This window comes from Nocardia sp. NPDC003693 (assembly GCF_053981095.1).
In genome coordinates this window covers 195,876-219,660 of record NZ_JBSFNO010000006.1, presented here as the reverse complement: position 1 = coordinate 219,660, position 23,785 = coordinate 195,876, and the positions used below count along the sequence as shown (strand labels likewise).

The following is a 23,785-nucleotide window of genomic DNA, read 5'->3' as shown; positions in this document are numbered from 1 at the left end:
GCGAACGCCGTCGGCGCTCCGGTACCGCCGTAACGGGCGGTGCGGGAGGTGAGTCCCGCACCGACCGCCCCTCATAGGCGGTACCGAAGCGCTTACCGGCGCATCGTGACTACTTCAGGCCCTTGGCCCAGTCGTAGGACTTCAGGTACGGGTCCGGCACGATGGCCTTGCCCGAGTCCCAGACGGTGTAGATGAGGCCGTCGGCACGGATTTCACCGATGCGCGCGGTCTTGGTGATGTGGTGGTTGGAGCCGTCGATGGTGACGGTGCCCTCGGGGGCGTCGAAGCTCACGCCGTCGGCGGCGGCCTGAATGTCGGCCACGGCGAAGGACTTCGCCTTCTCGACGGTGTTCTTCCACAGGTAGACCGAGGCGTAGGCGGCTTCCATCGGGTCCGAGGTGGGCTTGTCGGCGCCGAAGGCGGCCTTGTAGTCGGCGACGAACTTCTTGTTCGCCGGGCTGTCGACGGTCTGGTAGTAGTTCCAGGCGGTCAGCTGGCCGACGATGTTCTGCGCACCGATGCCCGCGACCTCCTCCTCGGCGATGGAGACCGACACGACCGGCATCTCGGCGGCCTTGAGGCCGGCGTTGGAGTACTCGCGGAAGAACGCCACGTTGGAGTCGCCGTTCAGGGTGTTGAACACCGCTCCGGCCTTGGCGCTGCGGACCTTGTTGACGATGGTGGAGAAGTCGGTCGAGCCGAGCGGGGCGTAGTCCTCGCCCTTGATCTCGATGCCGTTGGCCTTGGCGTAGGCCTTGATCTCGCGGTTGGCGGTCTGCGGGAAGACGTAGTCCGAACCGACCAGGTAGAGGGAGGTGACGCCCTTCTGCTTCAGGTAGTCCAGGGCCGGGACGATCTGCTGGTTGGTGGTGGCGCCGGTGTAGAAGATGTTCTTGCTGTCTTCCAGGCCCTCGTACTGGACGGGGTAGTAGAGCAGGTTGTTCAGGTTCTCGAACTTGGGCTTCATGGCCTTGCGGCTGGAGGAGGTCCAGCCGCCGAACACCGCGGCGACGCAGTCGGAGGAGATGAGCTTCTCGGCCTTCTCCGCGAACGTCTTCGGGTCCGAGGCGCCGTCCTCGAGCACGAGGTCGATCTTCTTGCCCAGCACGCCGCCGGCCGCGTTGATCTGGTCCACCGCCAGCTTGGTGGAGTTGGCGACGGTCACCTCGCTGATGGCCATGGTGCCGGTGAGCGAGTGCAGCGACCCGATCTTGATCGTGTCCTTGGAAGTGTCCACGCACGACTTGGCGTTCGACCCGGACGCGGTGTCGCTGTCGCGCGACCCACAGCCGGTGATCAGCACCGCGGAAAGTGCCAGCGCCGTCGGGATGGTGATCGCCTTGATCAGGCGCCGCGAGCGATCTCGGCGGATGGAATCTTGCATGGGCGGACCCTTCTCACTTCACGGTGTTCGGCCCTGACCGAACCTGCCCGGCGACGCCGCGTGCGCCGCCAACCTTCGTTGCGAATACCGCCGCGTATACAACGGCTGTATTCGTGGTGCGAACGGTAAACGGGAAGTGTTGCGCCGGAATGACTCTCGGTGACAGTCCGATTGCCTATGTTTCAGCGGCGTGAATTTGACCTCACCGCAGCGTGTTCCGGGTCCGGAGATTCGGCTATCACCGCAGGTGACGATGCGTTTACGAGATCGAATAGGCGGTCCGCCGACCTGACGGCCGAATTTCCGCCGCGGTGAGAAGCCTTACCCGGAGGTAACACGAAGCCCGGCCGCGGTAACGACCGCGACCGGGCTTCGGGGCGCGGTCAGTGAATGACGTAGGGGGAGATCGAACTGCGGTGTTCGCTGATGTCGAGGGACTTGCCGAGTGGGGGGAACGCGCGCTGGGGGCAATTCGAGCGTTCGCAGACGCGGCAGCCGGCGCCGATCGGGGTCGCCTTCGGCTCGTTCAGGTCCAGGCCGTCGGCGTAGACGACGCGGCCGGCGTGGCGGAGCTCGCAGCCGAGGCCGATCGCGAAGACCTTGGACGGTTCGCCGTAGCGGGTGGCGCGGCGTTCGACGGTCCTGGCCACCCACAGGTATTTGCGGCCGTCGGGCATCTGGGCGATCTGGGTCATGATTTTCGCGGGGTAGGCGAAGGTTTCGTACACATTCCACAGCGGGCAGGTGCCGCCGCTGGAGGAGAAGTGGAAACCGGTCGCGGACTGGCGCTTGGACATATTGCCGGCGCGGTCGACGCGGACGAAGGAGAACGGGACCCCGCGCAGGCGCGGGCGCTGCAGGGTGGACAGGCGGTGGCAGATGGTCTCGTAGGACTGGGTGAAGAAGGCCGAGAGGCGTTCGATGTCGTAGCGGTAGTCCTCGGCCATTTCGTGGAAGTGCGTGTACGGCAGCACCGTCGCCGCCGCGAAGTAATTGGCGAGGCCGAGTTTGGCCAGGATTCTGGACTCGGTACTGGAGAAATTGCCCTCGTCCACCAGCTTCTCGATGAGCTCGCCGCATTCGAGGTAGGCGAGTTCGGCGGCGAGTTTGAACACCCGCTGACCGCCGGACAGGTGCGGCGCGATCTCCAGGCGGCGCTGCTCGGGATCGTATCTGTGCAGCACCCCGTCACCGAGGTCGATGCGCTCGACGATCTGCACCCCGTGCGCGCTGGTGAGTCTGCGGGCGATCTCGCGTTTGAGGTCACCGCCGTGGAAGCGCATGCGGTTCGCGAGTTCCTCTGCCGCGGTATCCAATTCGTGAATGTAGTTCTGTCGCTGATAGAAGTAGTCGCGCACTTCCTCGTGCGGTTTGGAGATCGCGCCCGAGCCGCTGCCGTCGGCGAAGCGATCCTCGGTGGCCGCGGCCAGCTGCGCGGTCGTATTGCGATAGCGCCGATGCATATTCACCATCGCGCGCGCCAAACCCGGGTGCGCGGAAACCATTTCGGCGATCTCCTGGGCGTCGGCCTCGATGCCGAGCTCCTGGTCCATCACCACTTCCTGCAGTTCGGCGATGAGCCGCGTGTCGTCCTGGGAGGAGAAGAATCCGGCGTCGACGCCGAATACTTCACTGATGCGCAGCAGCACCGGTACGGTGAGCGGGCGGACGTCGTGTTCGATCTGGTTGAGATAGCTGGCCGAAATCTCGAGCTTCTTGGCCAGTGAGACCTGACTCAGCCCTCGCTCGGTGCGCAACTGCCGCAGCCGTGCGCCGACAAAAGTCTTGGCCATGTGCCCAGTTTATGGGCGAATTAGCAACGTTGCCAACCCGGAATTAGCAGCACATCTGCGCAATCTGTCACACCGCGGGGTTACCGTCGAACGGTGCTCCTGTCCCGAGTAGTTCAAGCGTCGGGGTCCGCCCGCGCCACGTCCTCCCGGAAAAAGAAGACAGCCGCCTTCGCCGAACTGCTCGCCGAGGCCGATCCCGCGGAGTTGGCGCAGGTCGTCGCGTGGATTTCCGGTGAGCTGCTGCAGGGCCGCATCGGCACCGGGTGGCGGACCCTCACCGCGATGGAGGTCGAGCCGGCCACCACCGCGACCCTGACCGTGGCCGCGGTGGACCGCGCGTTCACCGACCTGGGCGCACTCACCGGCAAAGGCTCGGCGAACGACCGCCGCGACCTGCTCACCGCACTGTTCACCGCCGCCACCGCGGCGGAGCACGATTTCCTGCTGCGCCTGCTGACCGGGGAGATGCGCCAAGGCGCGCTTACGGCCGTGGTCGCCGAGGCGGTGGCGGCCGCGTTCGAGGTGCCCATCGCCGACGTGCGCCGGGCGCACATGCTGTCCGGCCGGCTGCCCGTCACCGCCCTCGCCGCGGCCACCGGCGGCGCCGCGGCCCTGGCGGAGTTCCGGCTCGAGGTCGGCCGCCCGATCCAGCCCATGCTGGCCGCCCCCGGCCCGGCCCTGGACGCGGTGCTCGCCGAGTTCGACGGCGCGGTGAGCGTCGAGCACAAGATGGACGGCGCGCGGATCCAGGTCCACCGCGACGGGGATCGGGTGTGGGTGTTCACCCGCACGCTGCGCGACATCACCGCCGCGGTACCCGAATTGGTCGAGCTGGTACGGGGATTGGACTGTACGAGCGTGGTGCTGGACGGGGAGACCCTGGCGCTGAACGACGCGGGCCGCCCGCGCCCGTTCCAGGAGACCATGAGCAGGTTCGGGGCGGCCACCGCCCAGGAACTGCTGCTGCACCCGTACTTCTTCGACTGCCTCCACCTGAACGGCGTGGATCTGCTCGACGCGCCCCTGCGCGAACGCCGGGCCGAGCTCACGAAAGTCGCGGGCGGACTGAGCATTCCGGCGCTCATCGCCCCCGACGCCGAGGCCGCGGCCGAGTACTTCGACGGCGCCCTGGCCGCGGGGCACGAGGGCATCATGATCAAGGCGCTGGACTCCCCGTACGCCGCGGGCCGCCGCGGCCGGGCCTGGCAGAAGATCAAGCCCACGCACACCCTGGATCTGGTGGTGCTCGGCGCGGAGTGGGGCTACGGCCGCCGCACCGGCTACCTGTCGAATCTGCACTTGGGCGCGCGCGATCCCGAGGGCGGCGAGCCGATCATGGTCGGCAAGACCTTCAAGGGCCTGACCGACGCGCTGCTGCAGTGGCAGACCGCGGAGTTCCCGCGCCACGAGCGCGAGCGCGACGACCACGCGGTGTACCTGCGCCCGGAACTGGTGGTCGAGGTGGCGATCGACGGCGTGCAGGTCAGCCCGCGCTATCCCGGCGGGGTGGCGCTGCGCTTCGCCCGGGTGGTCCGCTACCGCCCCGACAAGGAGCCCGCCGACGCCGACACGATCGACGCGATCCGCGCCCTGCTCCCCGAAACACCGCTCGCGGCAGCGGAATCCGCGCGGGACTGATGCGCTGATCGTCCGGGGCGCCCACTTCCTCGCCGGGCGCCCTCGGCAACACGATTCGATCGGGTATCAGTATTCGTATTCGCGATTGCCCGTCAGATTGGGCAGTCGCCGCCGTCCCGCCGCCAGGTCTCCGGCGAGATGTTCGTAGGCGGTGGCGAGTTCGGTCAGGCGCAGCGCCGCGTCGTTCACCGTGTCCTCCGGTGCGTTGGCCAGGGTCAGGTAGGCCAGCGCCGAGAACTGCGCGAGCCGGTCCACCACGGTCCCGACGGTTTCGGTGTGCAGGTGCGCATCCCGTGCCGCCTTGGGCATTTCGATCGCCACCCACCGGTCGATGTCGAGCACCATGCACGCCCGGTCGTGATCGATTCTCCCGGTCGCCCCCGCCGCCGCCGTCAGTCGTCGCTCGTGCAGATCCGCCAATAACCCGGCGCAGCGCAGTACCGGATGATCTTCGGGGGGCAAACCGCGACAGGCTTGAAGCAACAATTGTTTCGGCGGAAGCAAAGGCACGGCGGCCAGTTTGCCCCGCGAATGTCTCCGAATGGCAACGGCATTCATTCCCACCATATTCGGCACTCAGTGTCACCGACCACCGCGTGATCTGCGAATTCCGGGGGGCGGCGCGGCCGGTGTGTGGGAGCCTGGAGCGGAGTCGATCGACCGGGGCACGGCACGCCGGCCGCGTCCACGCACCGGCGATCCGCTCCGTCGTTCCGCGGCGCGGTGGTCTCGGGTTCTCTCGCGAGGGGTGCGGACCCGAGTCTCCCCGCCGAGCCGCGCGGCCGGTCCCGGGGTCACCGGCGCGCGCGCGATGGCCGACGCGGAGAACAGGGGGTTGCGCCGGGCGGGCGGACATGGACTAGCTAGTGGGGTGATTCTCACCGTGACCATGAACCCCGCGTACGACATGACGTATCGGGTCGAGCATTTCGAGCGGGGGCGGGCGCATCGGGTGGCCTCGGTCGACCAGCGCATCGGGGGGCGCGGGATCAATGTGAATCGGGTGCTGAACCAGCTGGGAAAGTACGCGCGGGCCACGGGGTTCTCGGACCATTCGTTCTCCGCCGCAGCCGAACTCGAGATGTCGGTGGATTTCGTGCACGCGCTGCCGTGGGTGCGCAGAACCGTGGTGATCAGTGAATCCGACGACGGCACCGCGACCGCGCTGTGGGAGCCGGGGCCGCGCATCTCCGAACCGCACGCGGTGGATCAGCTGCGGGTACGGGTGTCCGGGATGCTGTCGGACATGAGCGGCATGGTGATCGCCGGCTCGCTGCCGCTGGGCGTCGACCCGGGCCTGCCCGCCGAGCTGGCGCGGACCGCGGTGCGGGCGGGGGTGCCGACCATCTGCGACCTGGATGGCCCGGCGCTGGAACTGTCTGCCCGGGTGCCGGGCGTGGTGCTCATGCCCAACACCGAGGAGCTGGAACGGCTCACCGGCAAGCCGGCGGGCACGGTCCCGGAGCTGCTCGCCGCGGTGGACCCGCTCATCGCGGGCGGCGCGGGCGCGGTCATCGTGACCCGCGGCGGTGACGGCATGGTCGCGGTCACCGGCAGCCGCGCCTGGTCCGCGGCGCTGCCGCAACCCCTGGCGGGCAATCCCACCGGCGCGGGCGACGCCGCGGTGGCCGCCGTCATCGCCGGGCTCTCGGCCACGCCGACGCCGCACTGGCCGACCCTGCTCACCGACGCCGTCGCCACCTCCGCCGCGGCCGTCGTCATCCCCGTCGCCGGAGAAATCGACCGGGTGCTGCGCGATCGGCTCGCGCCCACCGTCCGCGTCCGCGAACTCGAACCGGTGGCCGCCCGCCCGTAGGGGCGGCGTGGTGACAACAATCCGGCCGGTCGGCGGGGTAAATTCGGCGGGATGTCGGATCTGGGAATGCCGCCCGATCCCGGGTTGGAAATGGCCGATGCCTATCGAATGCCGCGGGTCGTACGCGCGGCACAGGTGATCGCCGTGCTCCTGGCGGTGATCGGCGTGGTCTGCACGGCGACCTCCGGCTGGCTGCTCGGCACCCCCGCCGCGATCGACACCGCCGTGCCCTTCATCCCCGCCTGGCTGCTGGGCCTGGTGGCCCTGACCTTCAACTCGATCGGCCAATCGGTGCGCATCGGCGGCATTCTGCTGGCCGCGCTCAACATGCTCTGGACGGTGCCCTCGATCACCGAGGGCCGCCCGCCCGGTCCGCTCGGACCGCTGGTCTCGCTCGCTGTCATCGTGCTGCTCTTCCGCCGCGAGGCCCGCGACTGGTTCGAACCCGCCGGGTGGTGAGCGCCCGGTAACCGGATCGGCCGCTCGCGGGTAACAATCGCGAAATCTCCTGTGCCGATTCGCAATCTGCGCGCAATTGCCGACTCCTACTGTTGGCCTATGAGTTCGGAAGCTGTCGCCGCATGAGCGCGGACGCCGATCCGGCGCCCACGGGCCCGCGGGCCCCGGACGGACCGGGCACGGGTATTCACATCACCGGGTTGAGCCGGGTCTTCGGATCCGGGAAACGCGCCGTCACCGCCCTGGACGCGGTGGAGCTGCGCACCGATCAGGGCGCGTTCCTGTCCCTGCTCGGGCCCTCCGGCTGCGGAAAGTCCACGATCCTGCGCATTCTCGCGGGCCTGGACACCCCCACCGCGGGCACCGCGCTCATCGACGGCAAGACTCCGGCGGAGCTGCGCCGGGGTCATGATTTCGGGATCGCCTTCCAGGATTCGGCGCTGCTGCCCTGGCGCACGGTCGAATCCAACATCAAACTGCCGCTGCAGGTGACGGGCCTGCCCGCCGACCCCGGACTGGTGGCCGATCTGATCCGGCTGGTCGGACTCGAAGGATTCGAGAAGGCCAAGCCCGCCCAACTCTCCGGCGGTATGCGGCAACGGGTTTCGATCGCCCGTGCGCTGGTGGTCAAACCCCGCGTGCTGCTGCTGGACGAACCCTTCGGCGCGCTCGACGACATGACGCGCCAGCGGCTGAACCTCGAACTGCTGCGCATCTGGACCGAGCGCCCCGCCACCACGCTCATGGTCACCCACGGCATCGCCGAGGCGGTGTTCCTGTCCGACGTCGTCGCGGTCATGAGCCCGCGGCCGGGCCGGGTGGTCGAACTCGTGGAGATCGATCTACCCCGCCCGCGCACCCCGGACATGATGCGCACCGCGGAGTTTCACAAACTCTGCGACTACCTGTCGGAACTGCTCTTCGGTCGCGGCGGGCACGGCGGGGTGGTGACCTGATGAGCGCCGCGCGCCGCGTCACCGCGGCCGCCGGGGGCTGGGCCGCCGGCCGCTGGGGTGGCCCGGCGGGCCTGCTCGCCCTGATCGGGACGTGGTGGCTGCTGGCGGCGCTGCGCGTCGCCGGCGGCACCGTGCCGAGTCCGTGGCAGGTGGTGCACACGATGTACACCGACGGCTGGGCGCTGTACGGGCCCAACTTCCGGGTGACGGCCTGGGTCGCGCTGCAGGGCTTCCTGTGGGGCAACCTGCTCGCCATCGCGCTGGCCGTGCTCGTGCTGCTGATACCGCCGATCGAAATGCTGGTCACGCAGCTGGCGATCCTCAGCTACTGCACCCCGCTGCTGGCCCTGGGCCCGCTCATCCTGGTGGTGTTCGGCGGGCGCACGCCCTCGGTGTTCCTGGCCGCGATGTACTGCTTCTTCACCACCATGGTCGGCACGGTCGCGGGGCTGCGCTCCGCCGACGCCACGAGCCTGGACCTGATCCGGGCCTACGGCGGCGGGCGCTGGCAGGAACTGCGCCGCGTGCGCCTGCTCGCCGCACTCCCGAACACGCTGGCGGCCTTGAAGATCGCCGCGCCGTCGGCGGTGCTCGGCGCGATCATCGGGGAGTACCTGGGCGGGGTGGACAGCGGCATCGGCATGGCGCTGACCGCCGCGCAGAACCAGTACGAGGTGCCCCGGGTCTGGGGTATGGCGCTCGCCGCGGCGGCGCTGGCCGGGCTCGGCTACGCCGCGGTGGCGCTGGTGGCGCGCTTTGTCGTGCCGTGGACCCGGGTCGATCAGTGGTGAGAGGGGCGATCACGGCATGAGCAGAACCCGGAACGTCGTGCGATCCATCGGGGCATTCCTTGTGCCCCTGATAGTTTCGCTGCTGCTGTTGATCGGGCTCTGGTACGGCTTCCTGGAGCTGTACCCCCAGGTGGGACTGGTGGGCAAGAGCCCGGGGGAGGTCTGGGCGTATCTGATGACCGGTCCCAACTCCGCGGGCGCCCGCGAAGTGATCTTCGAGGAAATGCGAATCACGCTGCGCGACGCCGGAATCGGCTTCCTGGCCGGGATGGGCGGTGCGCTGACGGTGGCCGCGCTGTTCGTCGGGGTGCCGGCGCTGGCCCAGGTCTTCATGCCGGTGGCCATGCTGCTGCGCTCGGTGCCGCTGGTGGCGCTGACCCCGATCATCGTGCTGATCTGCGGGCGCAGCCTGCTCGGCGTGGCCGCGATGGCCGCCATCGTGGTGTTCTTCCCGGCGCTGGTCATGATCATGTCCGCGCTGCGGGCGGCGCCCCGGCAGGCCATGGAACTGGTGAGCGCCTACGGTGGCTCGCGGTGGACCGCGCTGCGCCTGGTCGCGGTGCCCGCCGCGCTGCCGTCGGTCTTCGCCGCCGCCCGAATCTCGGTGCCCGGCGCGCTCATCGGGGCGCTGCTGGGCGAATGGCTGGGCAGCGGAACGGGATTGGGCGCGGGATTGATCCGCGCCATACCCACCTTCCAGTACAACCGGCTCTGGGCATCCATCGCGCTGGTGACCGTCGTCTCGGTGGTGCTCTACGCGATCGTCGGCGTGCTGGAGAAGCTGGTGCTGGCGCGATTCGCGCCGCAGCGCGCGAGTTAACCTGCCGCACACAAATAGGCGCGGGAAAGCAAAATATTCGAAATCGAAACGCCCTAGATTCTTTTCATGAGTCGTAATTCCCGGCCGTTGTCGGCCGCTCTCCCGGCCGTGGATCGGCGATCCTTCCTGCGCTACACCGGACTGGCGGGTCTGGCTCTCGGCGGTGCGAGCCTGCTCGCGGGCTGCGGCGGCGATTCCGCCGGTCCGGGCAACGGCACCGTCGACGACGGATCGAAATACGGCAGCGTCGCGGTGCAGCTGTCCTGGCTGAAGAACATCGAATTCGCCGGTGAGTACTTCGCCGATTCCAAGGGCTATTACAAGGAAGCCGGGTTCGGGGCCACCAATCTCATCGCGGGCGGCGCGGCCAGTACCTCGGTCGAGGCGGGGCTGAGCACCGGCAAGATCTGGATCGGCATGTCCGCGCCGCAGACCACCGCGCCCGCGGTCCTGGAGGGTTTGAACGCCAAGATCGTCGGGGCGACCTATCAGAAGAACCCGTTCTGCATCGTCAGTTCCGCGGCCAAGGCCATTCGGACGCCCCAGGACATGAAGGGCCGCCGGATCGGCGTCCAGGACACCAACCAGCTCATCTTCAACGCCCTGCTCACCGCGAACGGCATGACCCCGGGCGATGTCACCATCGTGCCCGCCCAGTTCGATCCGACCCCGCTCGCCAACGGCGAGGTGGACGGCTGGGTCAGCTACGTCACGAACGAGCCGATCACGCTGGCCGCCAAGGGTTTCCAGAACGCCAACTTCCTGTTCGCCGACTACGGGCTGCCGCTGGTCGCGGAAACGCTGACCGTGCACCAGAACACCATCGATAACGAGCGCGACAAGCTGAAGGCGTGGCTGCGCGCCGACATCCGGGGCTGGCGGGACGCCATCGCCGACCCGGCCGAATCCGCGCGGCTCGCGGTGGAGGTCTACGGCAAGGATCAGCAGCTGGATCTGGCGATTCAGACGCGGGAAGCGCAGGCGCAGAACGGATTGCTCGTCTCGCCCGACACCACGGCCAACGGGCTTTTCACCATGACGGACCAGCTGATCGAGGCGAACATCGCCGCGCTCGCCAAGGCCGGAATCACCATCGCGGCCGACAAACTGTTCGATCTGTCCGTGCTGAAGGAGGTCTACGCGGAGGACCCCGCGCTGAAGTAGCCCGGGGGCTAGGTGACCAGGGTGGCGTGCCGGCGCGAGCCACCCGCGGCCGAGAGCGGCTCGGCGGTCGTGCCGTTGCGGGCGGCCAGCATCTCCGCGGCGATCGCGACCGCCGTCTCGGCCGGGGTGCGCGCGCCCAGATCCAGCCCGGCGGGCGCGTGCAGCCGGGCCAGGGTGTCGTCGTCGAAACCGCCCGCCTGCAACGCCTCCAGCCGGCGTTCGTGCGCGGCGCCGCCGCCCAGCGCGGCCAGGAAACCCAGGTCGGGTAGGCGCAGCGCGATGGTCAGCAGCGGAATCTCGAACTTGGCGTCGTTGGAGACCAGCACCACCGCGGTCGATCTGTCGATCTCGCCCGCGGCGGCCAGGGTGTTCAGATAGCGGTGCGGCCAGTCCACCACGACCTCGCAGCCCGGGTACGCCTCGGCCGAGACGAAGGTGGGCCGCGCGTCGCAGACCGTCACGCGATAGCCGAGCATGCGGGCCTGCACCGCCAGCGCACCGGCAATGGCGTTGGCGCCCATGATGATCAGGCGTTGCGGGCGGATGAAGGAGGAGACGAACACATCGGAGTCGGGGAGCGAGACCAACTCGGTGCCGTGCTTGCGATCGGTGATGAGATGCTGGCCTATCACGTCCGGATCCGAATGCCACACCACGGTGAAGACGGTCACCTGCCGCTGGGCGGCGATATCGGCTGCCACATCGGGGAATTCGGGAAAGTGCCGGCGCGAGAACGGCTCGGTGAAGACATCGAGGGTGCCGACGCAGTCCGAGCCCGCGTCCAAACCGCTGCCCGGGCCGAAGCGATGCAGGCCGCGGTGCCCCGTGCGCGCCGACTCCATGGCGGCCTCGTAGGCCGCCGCCTCGGCGCAGCCCGCCGAAATCGAACCGAAGGCCCGGCCCTCGGCGTCGACCACCATCGCGGCCCCGATCGGCAGCGGGGTCGAGCCGACCGTACGCACCAGCGTGGCCAATCCACCCGTGCGTCCGCTGTGCCATACCCGTAGTAGGTCGTCGACGATATCGCGCATGTCTCAGCTCCCGATCACCGTGTGCCGCACGGGTAGTCCCGATCGATCCCCGACGCGAGATCATCACACGTGACGCACACCATATCCGCTCGGCCGTCCAAATAAGTGGCCGCCCCGGAATTTCCCGTGGCCGCCGCCAGCGCCCCCGCCCAGTGCGCGCGACCCAGGATCACCGGGTGCCCGGGCCGGCTATCGAACAGCGCACGCGCGAGCCCGCTCGTGCTCGCGCGCGCGGCCGCCAGCACCCGGGCCACGACCGCACCGCCGACATCGGGGGTGTCGACGGGCATGATCGCGGCGTACGCCGCCGTGCCGAGCCGTGGCCGCGGCGCACCGTGTTCCGGTGCGGCCGAGCCGAGGTGATCGGCCGCGGCGACGGCCGCCAGGCCCGCGCGGAACGAGGCGCTCACGCCGACGGCCCAGTCCGCGGCCCACACCGGGCAGGCGCCCGGCGGCACCGGGATGCGGGGGGTTTGCGAGACGAGCGGCGCCGCGCCGGGGCCGGATTCGTCGTCGTATCGCGCCGGACCCGTCGCGCCCAGCACCACGAACACCCGCTCGCAGCCGCCCGCGCGCAGCGCGCGCACCGCGGACGCCAGCCACGCGCCGTCCTCGGCCAGCGCTTTCGGCTTACCGAAGCGCGAACCGGAACCCGCGGCCAGCACGATGCCATCGCAGTGTTCGGGTGTCATGCGGGCAGGGTAGCGCCGGACGCCGCGCTTCGCCCCTCGAGTGGCGGACCCGATTGCCATGGCCGATGCTGGACACGATGACGGACACCGGGATAGGCCTCGACGCCTTCGACGCGCTGCCGGACACGGCGGCGGAGAACCTCCTGCTGAGCTGCTGCTCCTCGCCCGCCTGGGCCCGGGCGGTGGCGAACGGGCGACCGTACGGCGTGCTCGCGGACCTGCTGGCCGCGGCGGACCGGGCCCTCGACGCGCTGGACGAGGACGAGATCGATCGTGCGCTCGCCGGGCACCCGCGCATCGGGGATCGCCCGGACAACGCGAACTCCGCGCGCGAGCAGGCGGCCATGAGCGGCGCCGACACCGCCGTGCGGGCCGCGATTGCCGAGGGAAATCGCGCGTACGAGGCAAGATTCGGGCACGTGTATCTGGTGTGCGCCACCGGGCGGACACCGGCCGAGCTCCTCGCGATCCTGCGTGAGCGGCTCGGCCACGAACCAGCGGTCGAAAGGCGGATCGTGCGCACGGAATTGGCGGAGATCAATCGGATCCGGCTGCGGCGGCTCATCACCCCGGGGGCGGCGGCATGAGCTCACTGAGCACGCACGTGCTGGACGCGGTGAGCGGACTGCCCGCGTCGGGCGTCGCGGCGACGCTGTTCGACTGGGACGGTAAGGAATTGGGCGCGGGCGTCACCGACCGCGACGGGCGGATCGCGAATCTCGCCGACGACCTCGCCATCGGCAACTACCGGCTGCGCTTCGCGACAGGGGAGTACTTCGCCGGTCAGGGCGTCGCGGCGTTCTATCCCGAGGTGAGCATCGCCTTCACCATCGCCGAATGGCGGCACCATCACGTGCCGCTGCTGCTGTCACCGTTCGCCTACTCGACCTATCGGGGGAGCTGACCCGTGGCCGAATCCGTGCTCGTGATCGAAGGCTGCGCCGTCGCCACGGTGGACGGGGTGGGGAACGAATACCGTGACGGGCACGTGGTCGTGCGCGGTACCCGGATCGAGGCCGTGGGGGCCGGACCCGCGCCCGCGATCGCGGGCGCCGAACGGGTCGACGGGCGCGGGTGCCTGCTCACCCCGGGCCTGGTGAACACGCATCATCATCTGTACCAGTGGATTTCACGCGGGCTCGCCGCCGACTCGACCCTGTTCGAATGGCTGAACACGCTCTACCCGGTGTGGGCGGGCATCGACGCGGACGCCACCCGCGTCGCGGCCACCGGCGCGCTCGCGGCGCTGGCGCGCACCGGCTGCACCACGACCACCGACCACCACTACGTGTTCCCGCGCGACGCCGGTGATCTGCTCGCCGCCGAGATCGACGCGGCCGCGGCGGTCGGGCTGCGCTTCCACCCCTGCCGCGGCTCCATGGATCTGGGCCGCAGCGCGGGCGGACTGCCCCCGGACTCGGTGGTGGAGACCCTCGACGACATCCTGCGCGCGAGCCAGGACGCCGTGGCCCGGCACCACGACCCGTCGTTCGACTCCATGCTGCGCATCGGGCTCGCGCCGTGTTCGCCGTTCTCGGTATCCGCCGAGTTGCTGCGCGAATCCGCCGCTCTCGCACGCGAACTCGGCGTCCGGCTGCACACGCACGTCGCCGAGACCCTGGACGAGGCCGACTACTGCCTCGCGACCCACGGCTGCACCCCCGCGCAGTACCTGGAACGGCTCGGCTGGGTCGGGCCCGACGTCTGGTACGCCCACGCCATCCACCTCGACGACAGCGCGATCGCCACCCTGGCCCGCACCGGCACCGGCGTGGCGCACTGCCCCACGTCGAACGGCCGCCTCGGCGCCGGCATCGCCCGCACCGCCGACCTGCTCACCGCCGGTGTCCCCGTCGGCCTCGGCGTGGACGGCGCCGCCAGCAACGAGGCGGGCTCGCTCATCGAGGAGCCCCGCAACGCCCTGCTCTACGCCCGCCTGCGCGGCGGCCCGAGCGCGATCTCGGTCCGCACGGCCCTGGAACTGGCGACCCGCGGCGGCGCCCGCGTCCTGGGCCGCGAGAACGAGATCGGCTCCCTCGAACCAGGCAAACTCGCCGACCTGGCCCTGTGGCGCCTGGACGGCCCCGCTCACGCGGGCATCGACGATCCGGTGACCGCCCTGGTTCTCGGCTCCGCGCCCCCGCTGGCGGCACTGGTGGTCAACGGCCGGATCGTGGTGCGGGAGGGGGAGATTCGCACGGTGGACGAGGAATCGGTGGGGCGCGACGTGGCCGCCGCCCAGTCGAAGCTGGTGGCGAAGGCCGGCTGACGCGATCCGCTACGGGTCATTCGCCGGGCGGGCAGTTCAAAGCCGCCAGATCCACGCGGACCTGGGCGGCGAGTTTGACGCCCAGGTCCGTGTAGAGGGTCAGGGCCTTGCGGAGGAACTCGCAGGCCCGAGGGTGGTGGCGGGGACCGGCCATGGCGGCGATGGTTCCCAGGGCACGCCAGGCGTCGGCCTCCCCGTGCGGATCGCCATTGCGACGGGCGATGTCCAGCGACTCGGAATAGAAGCCCTGGGCCGCGTCCAGATCGCCGAGATCGAGTTCGAGATGGCCGAGACCGCGCAGCGCGTCCACGCGCAGCAGACTGTCGCCGATCTCGCCGCCGATGGCGCGCGCCTCGTCGAATTGCGCACGCGCCACCTCGAATTGACCGCGGGCGCGTTCGACGTTGCCCAGGCCCCACAGCGACCAGCCGCGGCTGTATCGGTCGCCGATCTGATCGGCGATCGCCAGCGCCGCCCGGTAGTAGCCGCCCGCCACCACCGGGTCGCCGCCCATGCGCTCGATATGGCCGAGTCCGCGCAGGGAATCGCCCTCGAACTTCAGGTTCTCCAGCTTCCGGGCGATGCCGAGCACGTCCACGTACGCGTCCCGGGCGCGGTGGTACTCCCCGATGTGCCGGGTCACCTCGGCGAAACCCCAGAGTGCGGAGGCCATGCGCAGCGGATCATCGACCGCGGTGGCGATCGTGTGGGCTTCCCGGAAGCACGTGGAGGCGATGTCGTAGTCGCAGGCCATCCGGTGCACCGTGCCCAGGCCGTACAGCACATCGCATTCGGCTATCCGGTCACCGACGCCGCGCGCGATATCCAGCGCGCGCACGAACAGCCACCGCGCGTCCGACCAGTGCCCCAGACCGGAAAGATGCGAGGCGAGCAGCCGAGCCAGCTCACCGGTCTCGGCGCCCGAACCGGACGCGCGAATACAGCCGAGCAGCATCTCCCGCTCGCGGGTGAGCCAGGCCCGCGCCTGTGCGGCGTCGGCGGGCTCGGTACCTGGCGCGGTCGGCGGCGGATTCGGGAAGGTGCCGGCCAGGTCGAACGGCCGGGGCGCACCGACCAGGCCGGCCATCCGCACGCTGTAGCGAATCAACCGGCCCACCGCGACGGTGTGCTCGCTCGGCACGTCCTCGATCGCGGCCTGCGCCCGGGCGAACAGGCGGGTCACATCGTGGATCCGATAGCGCTGCCCGATCGGCCCGCCCTCGGCGGAGTCGAGCAGACCCACCTCGAAGATGCGGCGTATCAACGCATTCGCCGCCTCCGAGGTCAGATCGGCCATGGCGGCCAGGGTCTCGGCGGTGATCTCCGAACCCGGGAACCAGCCGAGCAGGCGCACCGCGCGGCGCAGGCCCGGCTCGGGTAAGCGCCGGTAGGACAGCTCGAACGCGGCCTGCAGGGTCTCGCCCTCGGCGGAGAAGCGCGCCAGGATGTCGGCCGCGGGTGATTCCTCGGTCGCGGGCGCGTGCTTGAGTCGTTCTGTCAGCTGCAGGAATTCGCGATCGGCGGCGGCCAGCATGTCCGGGCCGCCGTGCGCGAGCTGCCCGGCGATCAGGCGCAACGCCAGCGGCAGGCGGCCCGCCGTCTCCAGGATCCGGTGCACCGCGCCCACGTCGTAGTCCGGCGGCAGGTGACTCAGGGTCACCAGCAGCTCCTCGGCCTCGGGGCGGGTCAGCGCATCCAGTTGCAGCGGAACCGAACCGGCCAGGCCGGTCAGCTTGTGCCGGCTGGTGATCAGCACGAAACAGCCCGGCGCGTGCGGCAGCAGATCGCGAACCTGCTTGCTGCTCAGCACATTGTCGAACACGATGAGCATTCGGCGATCGCGCGTCTCGTACCGCCAGCGCTCGGCGCGCCGGGACTGATCGGGCTCGATCGTCTCCGGCGGCACCCCGATGCGCAGCAGCAGTTGCTCCAGCACACCCGCCGGGGTGCGCGGTTCGCGGCCCTCTGTGTGCCCGCGCAGGTCCTCCCAGATCCAGCCGTCCGGGTACCGGTCCGAATGCTCCTTGACCACCGCGCGGGCCAGCGCGGTCTTACCCACCCCCGCGAGCCCGTTGATCACGTGCACCGCGGGCCGATTGGCGGCCAGCTGCGCGCGAATGCGCCGATACAGCTCGGCGCGCTGCTCCGCGCGCCCGAAGAACGGCATGATCTCCGCGGGCAGGCCCCGGCCCACCGGGCGTGCGGTGCAGCGGCGCGCCACCGCGTCCCGGAACGCGGCCCGGTCGGCGGTCGGCATGGCGCGCAGATCGACCGGATCCACGAGTTTGTCCCAGGACGTGCGATAGATGGCGGCCAGGTTCTTCAGCACGTCCACGGTGGGACGCGGGCGATTGCGGCCCGCCCCGCGCGGACCCGGCCAGGATTCGTACTCGGAGATGCGCGCGGCCTTCATCGGCGCGGAGGGTTTCCCGGTGAGCCGGTTGAACTCCCCGGCCACCTCCTGCTGGGTCAGCTCGTTCGCCAGCCGCCACGCCTTGCGCGGACGGCACCCGCGATGCCGCAGTTCGTCCGCGAGCGGCTCGAGCAGTTCGTGTTCACGCAGCCCGAGCCCGAGCAGGAACCCGCGCAGCTCCTTGCGGGCCTCGGCGCCGAAATCTCCGGGATCGTGTGGTTCGCCGTTGTCCTGGTCCGTCGTCACCGCGCGTGCCTCCCCCGAGCTCGGCGACCGCCCGAGATCCGGCCGTCGCTGCTGCGAATATTTCCTTGGTACCGCGCGGATTTCGGCTGGTCAAGGACATGTGACAGGCCAAGAAATCTTCGGTGGCGCTGGGATCGTTCGCCGGATGATTCCCGGCGATCATCGATACATCACCGGGACCGTAATCGGGGCAGGGTCCGGGCGGCAGTAAAGGATCGGATCAATGGCAATCATCACCACCGACTGGCTGATCACCAGCGACGCGGCGCACGAGGTCGCGTTTCGGATCGACGTTCCCGAACCGGGGCGAGGCAGGTGGGTGCTGTCGTATCTGCCCAGCTCGTTCCGGGTGACCAGGGAGCAGGCGCTGGCCGGCATCGTGCTCGCGGAGCTGATCCTCGTCGGATTGTTGCGTCCGGGAGGGGAATTCGAGACGGAGATGGCGGCGCTGCACGCGGAGGTGCTCGGGCTGAGCGTGACCGACGCCATGTGCCTGCTCGCCCTGCGGATGCCGGGGGCGCAGCCGCGAAAACCGGAGGGGCGCTGCGTGTCCCGCCCGGCCAGCCGACGGCGGCGCGGGGTCGAGGAGGTCGGGCGATGATGTTCGACGCCGGGCCGGGGAGCTGCGAGCCGTTCTGCGGGCACGGGCGCACCGGCTGATATGGGGTTTTCCGCGCCGGCGGCCGCGGGTCACCGGCGCGGAAAACAGTAACGAATGTGAAACAGACACGGACCGTTCCGCAATCTACGTGCAACCCGTTTCTCCTACTGTGGAGTCGAGGCCCCGCCCGGGCACCCGGGCGGCGGTCCCGCGGCCGAGAGCGGGTGATACCGATGGATCTGGACACGATCCGCGAGATACGCGTGGCGCGCGGGCGCGCCGACCTGGCGGGGCTGGGCGCGGGCTCGGCCGTCCTGGCCGGGGGCACCTGGCTCTACTCCGAACCGCAGCCCGGGCTCGAGCGGCTCGTCGACATCACCGCCCTCGGCTGGGAGCCGATCACGATCGACGACGCGGGGCTGGAAATCGCCGCGACCTGTACGCTCGCCGAACTCGCGGGGGCCGCGTACCCGGCGCGGTACACCGCCGCGCCACTGTTCGCGCGGGCCTGTTCGGCGCTGGTCGCCTCGCACAAGATACAGCGCACCGCGACCGTCGGCGGCAACGTCTGCCTGGCCCTGCCCGCCGGAGCGGTGCTCGCCGCGCTCACCGCGCTCGGGGGCGCCGCGCTGCTGTGGGGGCCGGGCGAGGACCAGTGGATTCCCCTGTCGCACTTGATACTCGGACCCGGTGAGACCACCCTCGCGCCCGGCGAGGTGGTGCGCGCGTTCCGGATCCCGGAGTCGAACATGTGCTCCCGCACCGCGTTTCGCAAGGTCGCGCTGTCCCCGCTGGGCCGGTCCGGCGCGGTGGTGATGGGCAGGCTCGACGCCACCGGCGCGTGCGTGCTCACGGTCAGCGCCGCGACCACCCGGCCCGTCGTCCTCGAATTCGCCGCGCTCCCGGACGCCCGCGAACTGGCGGCAATATTCGCCGAGATCCACCCCGGGCTCTGGTACGACGACCCGCACGGCGCACCCCGCTGGCGCAGGCACGTCAGCACGCTGCTGGCCGTCGAGGTCGTCGCCGAGCTGAGCGGGGACCCGTCGTGAGATTCCACGTCGACGGCACGCCCGTGGAGGCCGCCCCGCGTCCTGGCCAATGCCTGCGCACCCTGCTGCGCGACCACGGGCACACCGCTCCGAAGAAGGGCTGCGACGCCGGCGACTGTGGCGCGTGCACGGTTCTGGTCGACGGCGCGGCGGTGCACTCCTGCGTCTACCCGGCACATCGCGCCGAGGGACGCGAGATCACCACGGCCGCAGGTCTTTCCCCGAGTCCTCAACCCACCGCCCTCCAGCGCCGCTTCCTGGAGAACGCGGCGTTCCAATGCGGCTTCTGCACCGCGGGCATGCTCGTCACCGCGACCGAACTGGCTGCCGCCGACGCTCTCGACCCCGCCACCCTCCCCGAGGCCCTGAAGGGCAACCTCTGCCGCTGCACCGGCTACCGCTCGATCGCCGACGCCCTCACCCCGCAACCCACCCCCTGTGAATCGGGCTCGCGGCCACTCGATGGCCGCGCCGGTCCACACGCCGCGAAACTGGGCAGTTGCGCCGGATGTGGGTCCGAATCATGCACCACCGCAACGGGTATGAACTCCGCGTCCGGCTCGGTGCACGACTCCGGCGAGCCTGCCACCTCCGCGGACGCGGCCGCCGAGCCGTGGTCGGTCGGTGGTCTGTTGTCGGCAGACAAGGGAGGACGACCCGCGGGAACTCGTGGGTTGCGCCCAGCCGAGCAGGCCGCGGCCACCGGTGCGGCCGCCGAGCCGCGGGGCGCTGCGGCGTACAGCCCCGCCGGAGGCGGAACCGAGGTGGGGACGGGGGCCGGCGCGCCCGCCGGGCCGCGAATCGTGCGCGGGGCGGAACCGTTCACGATGGACATCGCGGCGGAGGAGACCGACTCGGGGCGGGTGCCGCCGGAGGCGGTGTTGCACCTCGAAGTGCTGCGGAGCCCGCACGCGCACGCGCGGATCGTGCGGATCGACACCGCGGCGGCCGAAGCGGTGCCGGGGGTGCGGGCCGTGCTGACCTACGCCGACGCGCCCGGCGCGGCGTATTCGACCGCGCGGCACCAGATTCGGGAGGACGACCCCGACGACACCGTGCTGCTGGATCGCACCGTGCGGTTCGCCGGGCAGCGGGTGGCCGCCGTGGTCGCCGACACGCTGCGCGCGGCGCGGGCCGGGTGCCGGGCCCTGCGGGTCGACTACGAGGAACTGCCCGCCGTCCTGCGCGCGGTCGACGCCCTGGCCGAGGGCGCGCCGGTGCTGCACGCGGAGCGCGGACCCGAATCCCGCATCGCCGATCCGGGCCGCAACATCGTCGCCGAGGTGCACGGGCGCGCCGGGGACGTGACGGCCGGCCTGAGCGCGGCCGCCGAAGTGGTGCAGGGGGTGTGGGAGACCCAGCGGGTACAGCACGTGCACCTGGAGACGCACGGCAGCATCGGCTGGCTCGACGCCGACGGGCGGCTGGTCCTGCGCACCAGCACCCAGGTGCCCTTCCTGGTCCGCGACGAACTGTGCCGGATCCTCGGCCTCGATCGCGACGCGGTGCGGGTGTTCGCGGCCCGGGTCGGCGGCGGGTTCGGCGCGAAACAGGAGATGTTCACCGAGGACCTGGTGGCCCTGGCCGTCCTGCGCACCGGGCGCCCGGTGCAGTACGAACTCACCCGCAGCGACGAATTCCACACCACCTGCCGTCACCCCATGCGGGTGGAGGTGACCGCGGGCGCGGACGCCGACGGCGTGCTCACCGCCCTCGCGGTGGACGTGATCGCCGACGCCGGAGCCTACGGAAATCACAGCGCCGGAGTGCTTTTCCACGGACTCAGCGAATCGGTCGCGCTCTACTCCTGCGCCAACAAGCGCGTCGACGGCCGGGCGGTCTACACCAACAACGTGCCCTCCGGCGCGTTCCGCGGCTACGGTCTCGGGCAGGTCATGTTCGGTGTGGAATCCGCGCTCGACGAACTCGCCCGCCGAATCGGGCTGGACCCCTTCGAATTCCGCCGCCGCAACGTCGTGCGCCTCGGCGATCCGCTGATCGGCGGGGCGTGTCACCCCGAACCCGATCTGGAGATCGTGAGCTACGGCCTCGATCAGTGCCTGGACCTCGCCGAGCGCGCGCTGCGCCGGGGCAACGGCGTCCCCGCGCCCGGCCCGGACTGGCTCGTCGGCGAGGGCATGGCACCCGCCATGATCGCCACCGTCCCCCCGCGCGGGCACTACTCGACCGCGCACGTGGAGCTACTCGCCGACGGCGGGTACGAACTGCGCGTCGGCACAGCCGAATTCGGCAACGGCACCACCACCGTGCTCGCCCAACTCGCCGCCACCGCGCTCGGCACCGACGCCGGCCGGGTGCGCGTGCGGCAGTCCGACACCGACGTCGCCGGTCACGACACCGGGGCCTTCGGCTCCACCGGCATCACCGTCGCGGGCCGCGCGGCGCACGCCGCCTGTGCGGCGCTGCACGCGCGAATCCTGCGGCGCGCCGCCGCGCTCACCGGGCTCCCCGCCGAACAGCACGTCCTCGAACCCGCCGGTGTACGCGCCGCGGGCCGGGTACTCGGCACGGCCGAGCTCCTCGCCGCCGGGCCGCTCGACGGCACCGCCACCCACGACGGCACCCCGCGTTCGGTCTCGTTCAACGTGCACGCGTTCCGGGTCGCCGTGCATCCCGGCACCGGGCAGGTCCGCATTCTCCAGTCGGTGCACGCCGCCGACGCGGGCACGGTCCTCAACCCGGTGCAGTGCCGCGGTCAGGTGGAAGGCGGTGTCGCACAGGCCATCGGCACCGCGCTGTACGAACACGTGCGCACCGCGGACGGCGTCGTCACCACCGAAACCCTGCGCCACTACCACATTCCGCAGTTCGGCGATGTGCCGTACACCGAGGTGTACTTCGCCGACACCAGTGATCCGCTGGGTCCGCTCGGCGCCAAACCGATGAGCGAATCGCCCTACAACCCGGTCGCGCCCGCCCTCGCCAACGCCGTGCGCGCCGCCATCGGCCGACGCCCGCACCGGCTTCCGATGACGGCGGACCGGATCTGGGAACTGATGGGCCGGTCCGGCGCGGTCACCGAGACCGCGCGGCACCGGGTGCTCTGACGTCGCCGGGACCTCGGAATCCGTTGGCTCAGGCGAACAGTCCCCGCACGAACGGCACCGAGTCGACCAGCGAGGCGTTGACCGTGCCGTCGTGGTCGGTGGGATAGGTCCGCAGCGTCACCGGCTCGCCGCCCGCCTGCAACCGGGCCGCGAACGCCAGGGTCGCGGGGGTGATGATGTCGGTGTCGTACAGGCCCTGGCCGATGAAGAAGGGCCGGTCGTACCCGGTGTTGGGGATGCCCATGTACTCGCTGAGCAGATCGAGCAGGCCGGGGATCTCCAGCAGCGGGCGGGCGAACAGGTCGCCGATGATCACGTTGTTCGCGACCAGCTCGTCGCCGATGGGGGTGAGGCAGGACTGGCTCGACCGCTCCAGCCAGTGCCTGCCCGCATCGGTCAGGAACGACTCGATGTTCAGCTCGGGGTAGGTCGTGCGCAGGCCGTTGAGGATGTAGAGCACGTAGGCCGTGGTGTGCGCGCCCAGCTTGATCGGCGGGACGCCCGGGCCGACGGGCAGCAGCACGTCCTCGATGAACGCCGGAACACCGGTGCCCACCGCCCCGCGGTAATCCAGTTCGGGACCGCCCAGCTCGGTGGCGTAGCGCGCGGTCGTGATGGCCGCGCCGCCGCCCTGCGACTGCCCGACCACCACCCACTTCCGGGACAGCGACCCGTAGTGGCGGGTGGCGGCCTTCACCGCGTCGACGACGTTGTGCGCCTCGACCCGGCCGTTGAGGTACGGATGATCCCCGGGGGTGCCGAGCCCGGCGTAATCGGCGGCGACGATCGCGTAACCCTGCTTCAGCCAGCTGCCCAGGTAGGCCCAGTCGCGTTCGCGCGCACCGGGTCCGGCGATGGAGAAGGCGCACTCGTCGCCCAGGCCGAGCGTGCCGTGCGCCCAGGCTATGACCGGCCAGCCGCCCTCGGGCGCATCGCCGGGCGGGAAATAGATGGCCGCGCTCGTTGTTGTCTCCGCCCCGCGCGCGGTCGTGCTGCTGTAGAGGAAGCGCTCCGAGTTCACCGAACCGGGCGGGGTCGCGGACGCGCGCAGCGGCTCGATCGAGCTGATCACCCCGGTGTCCACGCCGGGCTCGGCGGCCGCCTGCGGGCCTCCCACCAGCGCCGCGATCGAAGTGACGGCCACGGCCGCAGTGGACATCCAGCGTTTCCGCACGGGCTCTCCTAGTGTTCCGACGTGCCGCACCTTGCTGAGCGCGCGACCAGTTTAGGTCCTGTTCGGTACCCCGGGTGGTTTGCCCCACACCCATCAAGATCACAATCGATTGTGAAGGTGCTCACAGCTCGCCGGAACCCGGCGCGTCGGGTTCCGGTGGCGGCAATCACGCTAACAGTACGGGCGTTATGCAAAACTGCACGTCAGGCCTACTCGCAAGTAGATTCCACGGCTGCAATTAACAAGCAAATTTCGCAGGCTTAGCAAAGTCGTGATGAAAGCTAGCCTGGATTCACACTTGCAACAGGTAGACGCACATTTTTTCCTGTGCCATCGTGTGGAAGTACACCTCGCGGGCATAGCAAGCCTGCAAATTGCCGCTCCAGCAGTGTCCGAATCATCGCGAGAGGGTTCGACC

The 23,785-nt window shown here is 70.3% G+C and carries 20 protein-coding genes; 13 read left to right on the top strand and 7 right to left on the bottom strand.

Going from position 1 to position 23,785, the window contains the following annotated elements:
• Positions 1-109: 109 nt before the first annotated feature.
• Complete coding sequence (urtA, locus tag ACWDOP_RS10470; RefSeq protein ID WP_454201470.1) at positions 110-1,384, bottom strand: urea ABC transporter substrate-binding protein; 1,275 nt, start codon at positions 1,382-1,384, stop codon at positions 110-112.
• 383 nt (positions 1,385-1,767) lie between these two features.
• Entirely contained in the window at positions 1,768-3,177 is a 1,410-nt protein-coding gene (gene ramB / locus ACWDOP_RS10465; RefSeq protein WP_454201471.1) for an acetate metabolism transcriptional regulator RamB, read from the bottom strand.
• Positions 3,178-3,270: 93 nt separating this feature from the next.
• Between ramB and ACWDOP_RS10460 the strand changes: the two genes are divergently transcribed.
• The gene (locus tag ACWDOP_RS10460) at positions 3,271-4,815 is read left to right on the top strand and encodes an ATP-dependent DNA ligase (RefSeq protein ID WP_456344805.1); all 1,545 of its coding nucleotides are present in this window, start codon (positions 3,271-3,273) and stop codon (positions 4,813-4,815) included.
• Between the two features lie 66 nt (positions 4,816-4,881).
• Here ACWDOP_RS10460 and ACWDOP_RS10455 read toward each other — a convergent pair whose 3' ends face one another.
• Complete coding sequence (locus tag ACWDOP_RS10455) at positions 4,882-5,277, bottom strand: DUF4254 domain-containing protein (RefSeq protein ID WP_354990138.1); 396 nt, start codon at positions 5,275-5,277, stop codon at positions 4,882-4,884.
• Positions 5,278-5,563: 286 nt separating this feature from the next.
• Between ACWDOP_RS10455 and ACWDOP_RS10450 the strand changes: the two genes are divergently transcribed.
• The 6 genes from ACWDOP_RS10450 (at position 5,564) to ACWDOP_RS10425 (ending at position 10,821) form a co-directional block, all read left to right on the top strand.
• Complete coding sequence (locus ACWDOP_RS10450) at positions 5,564-6,631, top strand: hexose kinase (RefSeq protein ID WP_456344804.1); 1,068 nt, start codon at positions 5,564-5,566, stop codon at positions 6,629-6,631.
• A gap of 51 nt (positions 6,632-6,682) precedes the next feature.
• Positions 6,683-7,090, top strand: coding sequence for a hypothetical protein (locus ACWDOP_RS10445; RefSeq protein WP_454201474.1), 408 nt, complete (start codon positions 6,683-6,685; stop codon positions 7,088-7,090).
• Positions 7,091-7,212: 122 nt separating this feature from the next.
• Positions 7,213-8,046 (top strand): ABC transporter ATP-binding protein, encoded by an 834-nt coding sequence (locus ACWDOP_RS10440; protein ID WP_456344803.1) that lies wholly within the window; start codon positions 7,213-7,215, stop codon positions 8,044-8,046.
• Positions 8,046-8,837, top strand: coding sequence for an ABC transporter permease (locus ACWDOP_RS10435; protein ID WP_456344802.1), 792 nt, complete (start codon positions 8,046-8,048; stop codon positions 8,835-8,837). Before ACWDOP_RS10440 ends, ACWDOP_RS10435 begins: the two co-directional genes overlap by 1 nt.
• 16 nt (positions 8,838-8,853) lie before the next feature.
• Positions 8,854-9,657 carry an ABC transporter permease gene (locus tag ACWDOP_RS10430; RefSeq protein WP_456344801.1) on the top strand — a complete coding sequence of 268 codons (804 nt, stop codon included), beginning with the start codon at positions 8,854-8,856 and terminating at the stop codon, positions 9,655-9,657.
• A 66-nt stretch (positions 9,658-9,723) separates the two neighbouring features.
• Positions 9,724-10,821 (top strand): ABC transporter substrate-binding protein, encoded by a 1,098-nt coding sequence (locus ACWDOP_RS10425; RefSeq protein WP_456344800.1) that lies wholly within the window; start codon positions 9,724-9,726, stop codon positions 10,819-10,821.
• An 8-nt stretch (positions 10,822-10,829) separates the two neighbouring features.
• Here ACWDOP_RS10425 and ACWDOP_RS10420 read toward each other — a convergent pair whose 3' ends face one another.
• Together ACWDOP_RS10420 and ACWDOP_RS10415 are read right to left on the bottom strand one after the other, a co-directional pair.
• Positions 10,830-11,852, bottom strand: a complete 1,023-nt coding sequence (locus tag ACWDOP_RS10420) for an XdhC family protein (protein WP_454201479.1) — start codon at positions 11,850-11,852, stop codon at positions 10,830-10,832.
• 14 nt (positions 11,853-11,866) lie between these two features.
• Positions 11,867-12,544 (bottom strand): nucleotidyltransferase family protein, encoded by a 678-nt coding sequence (locus ACWDOP_RS10415; RefSeq protein ID WP_456344799.1) that lies wholly within the window; start codon positions 12,542-12,544, stop codon positions 11,867-11,869.
• 77 nt (positions 12,545-12,621) lie between these two features.
• Between ACWDOP_RS10415 and uraD the strand changes: the two genes are divergently transcribed.
• From uraD to ACWDOP_RS10400, 3 genes are read left to right on the top strand one after another with little or no spacing between them, the layout of a single operon-like run.
• Positions 12,622-13,131, top strand: coding sequence for a 2-oxo-4-hydroxy-4-carboxy-5-ureidoimidazoline decarboxylase (gene uraD / locus ACWDOP_RS10410; RefSeq protein ID WP_456344798.1), 510 nt, complete (start codon positions 12,622-12,624; stop codon positions 13,129-13,131).
• The gene (gene uraH, locus ACWDOP_RS10405) at positions 13,128-13,448 is read left to right on the top strand and encodes a hydroxyisourate hydrolase (RefSeq protein WP_454201482.1); all 321 of its coding nucleotides are present in this window, start codon (positions 13,128-13,130) and stop codon (positions 13,446-13,448) included. Before uraD ends, uraH begins: the two co-directional genes overlap by 4 nt.
• Positions 13,449-13,451: 3 nt before the next feature.
• Complete coding sequence (locus tag ACWDOP_RS10400; RefSeq protein ID WP_456344797.1) at positions 13,452-14,813, top strand: 8-oxoguanine deaminase; 1,362 nt, start codon at positions 13,452-13,454, stop codon at positions 14,811-14,813.
• Positions 14,814-14,829: 16 nt separating this feature from the next.
• Here ACWDOP_RS10400 and ACWDOP_RS10395 read toward each other — a convergent pair whose 3' ends face one another.
• A complete protein-coding gene (locus ACWDOP_RS10395) occupies positions 14,830-17,472 on the bottom strand; it encodes a tetratricopeptide repeat protein (protein ID WP_456344796.1) in 2,643 nt (880 codons plus the stop codon).
• Between the two features lie 223 nt (positions 17,473-17,695).
• On the opposite strand from ACWDOP_RS10395, the gene ACWDOP_RS10390 reads away from it, so the two are divergent.
• The 3 genes from ACWDOP_RS10390 (at position 17,696) to ACWDOP_RS10380 (ending at position 22,193) form a co-directional block, all read left to right on the top strand.
• Complete coding sequence (locus ACWDOP_RS10390) at positions 17,696-18,073, top strand: hypothetical protein (protein ID WP_454201485.1); 378 nt, start codon at positions 17,696-17,698, stop codon at positions 18,071-18,073.
• Positions 18,074-18,306: 233 nt separating this feature from the next.
• Positions 18,307-19,125 (top strand): FAD binding domain-containing protein, encoded by an 819-nt coding sequence (locus ACWDOP_RS10385; RefSeq protein WP_456344795.1) that lies wholly within the window; start codon positions 18,307-18,309, stop codon positions 19,123-19,125.
• Positions 19,122-22,193, top strand: coding sequence for a molybdopterin-dependent oxidoreductase (locus tag ACWDOP_RS10380; RefSeq protein WP_456344794.1), 3,072 nt, complete (start codon positions 19,122-19,124; stop codon positions 22,191-22,193). Before ACWDOP_RS10385 ends, ACWDOP_RS10380 begins: the two co-directional genes overlap by 4 nt.
• A 28-nt stretch (positions 22,194-22,221) precedes the next feature.
• On the opposite strand, the gene ACWDOP_RS10375 is transcribed toward ACWDOP_RS10380, so the two are convergent.
• Positions 22,222-23,352: a lipase family protein gene (locus ACWDOP_RS10375; RefSeq protein ID WP_456344841.1), complete on the bottom strand. Its 1,131-nt coding sequence runs from the start codon at positions 23,350-23,352 to the stop codon at positions 22,222-22,224.
• Positions 23,353-23,785 lie beyond the last annotated feature (433 nt).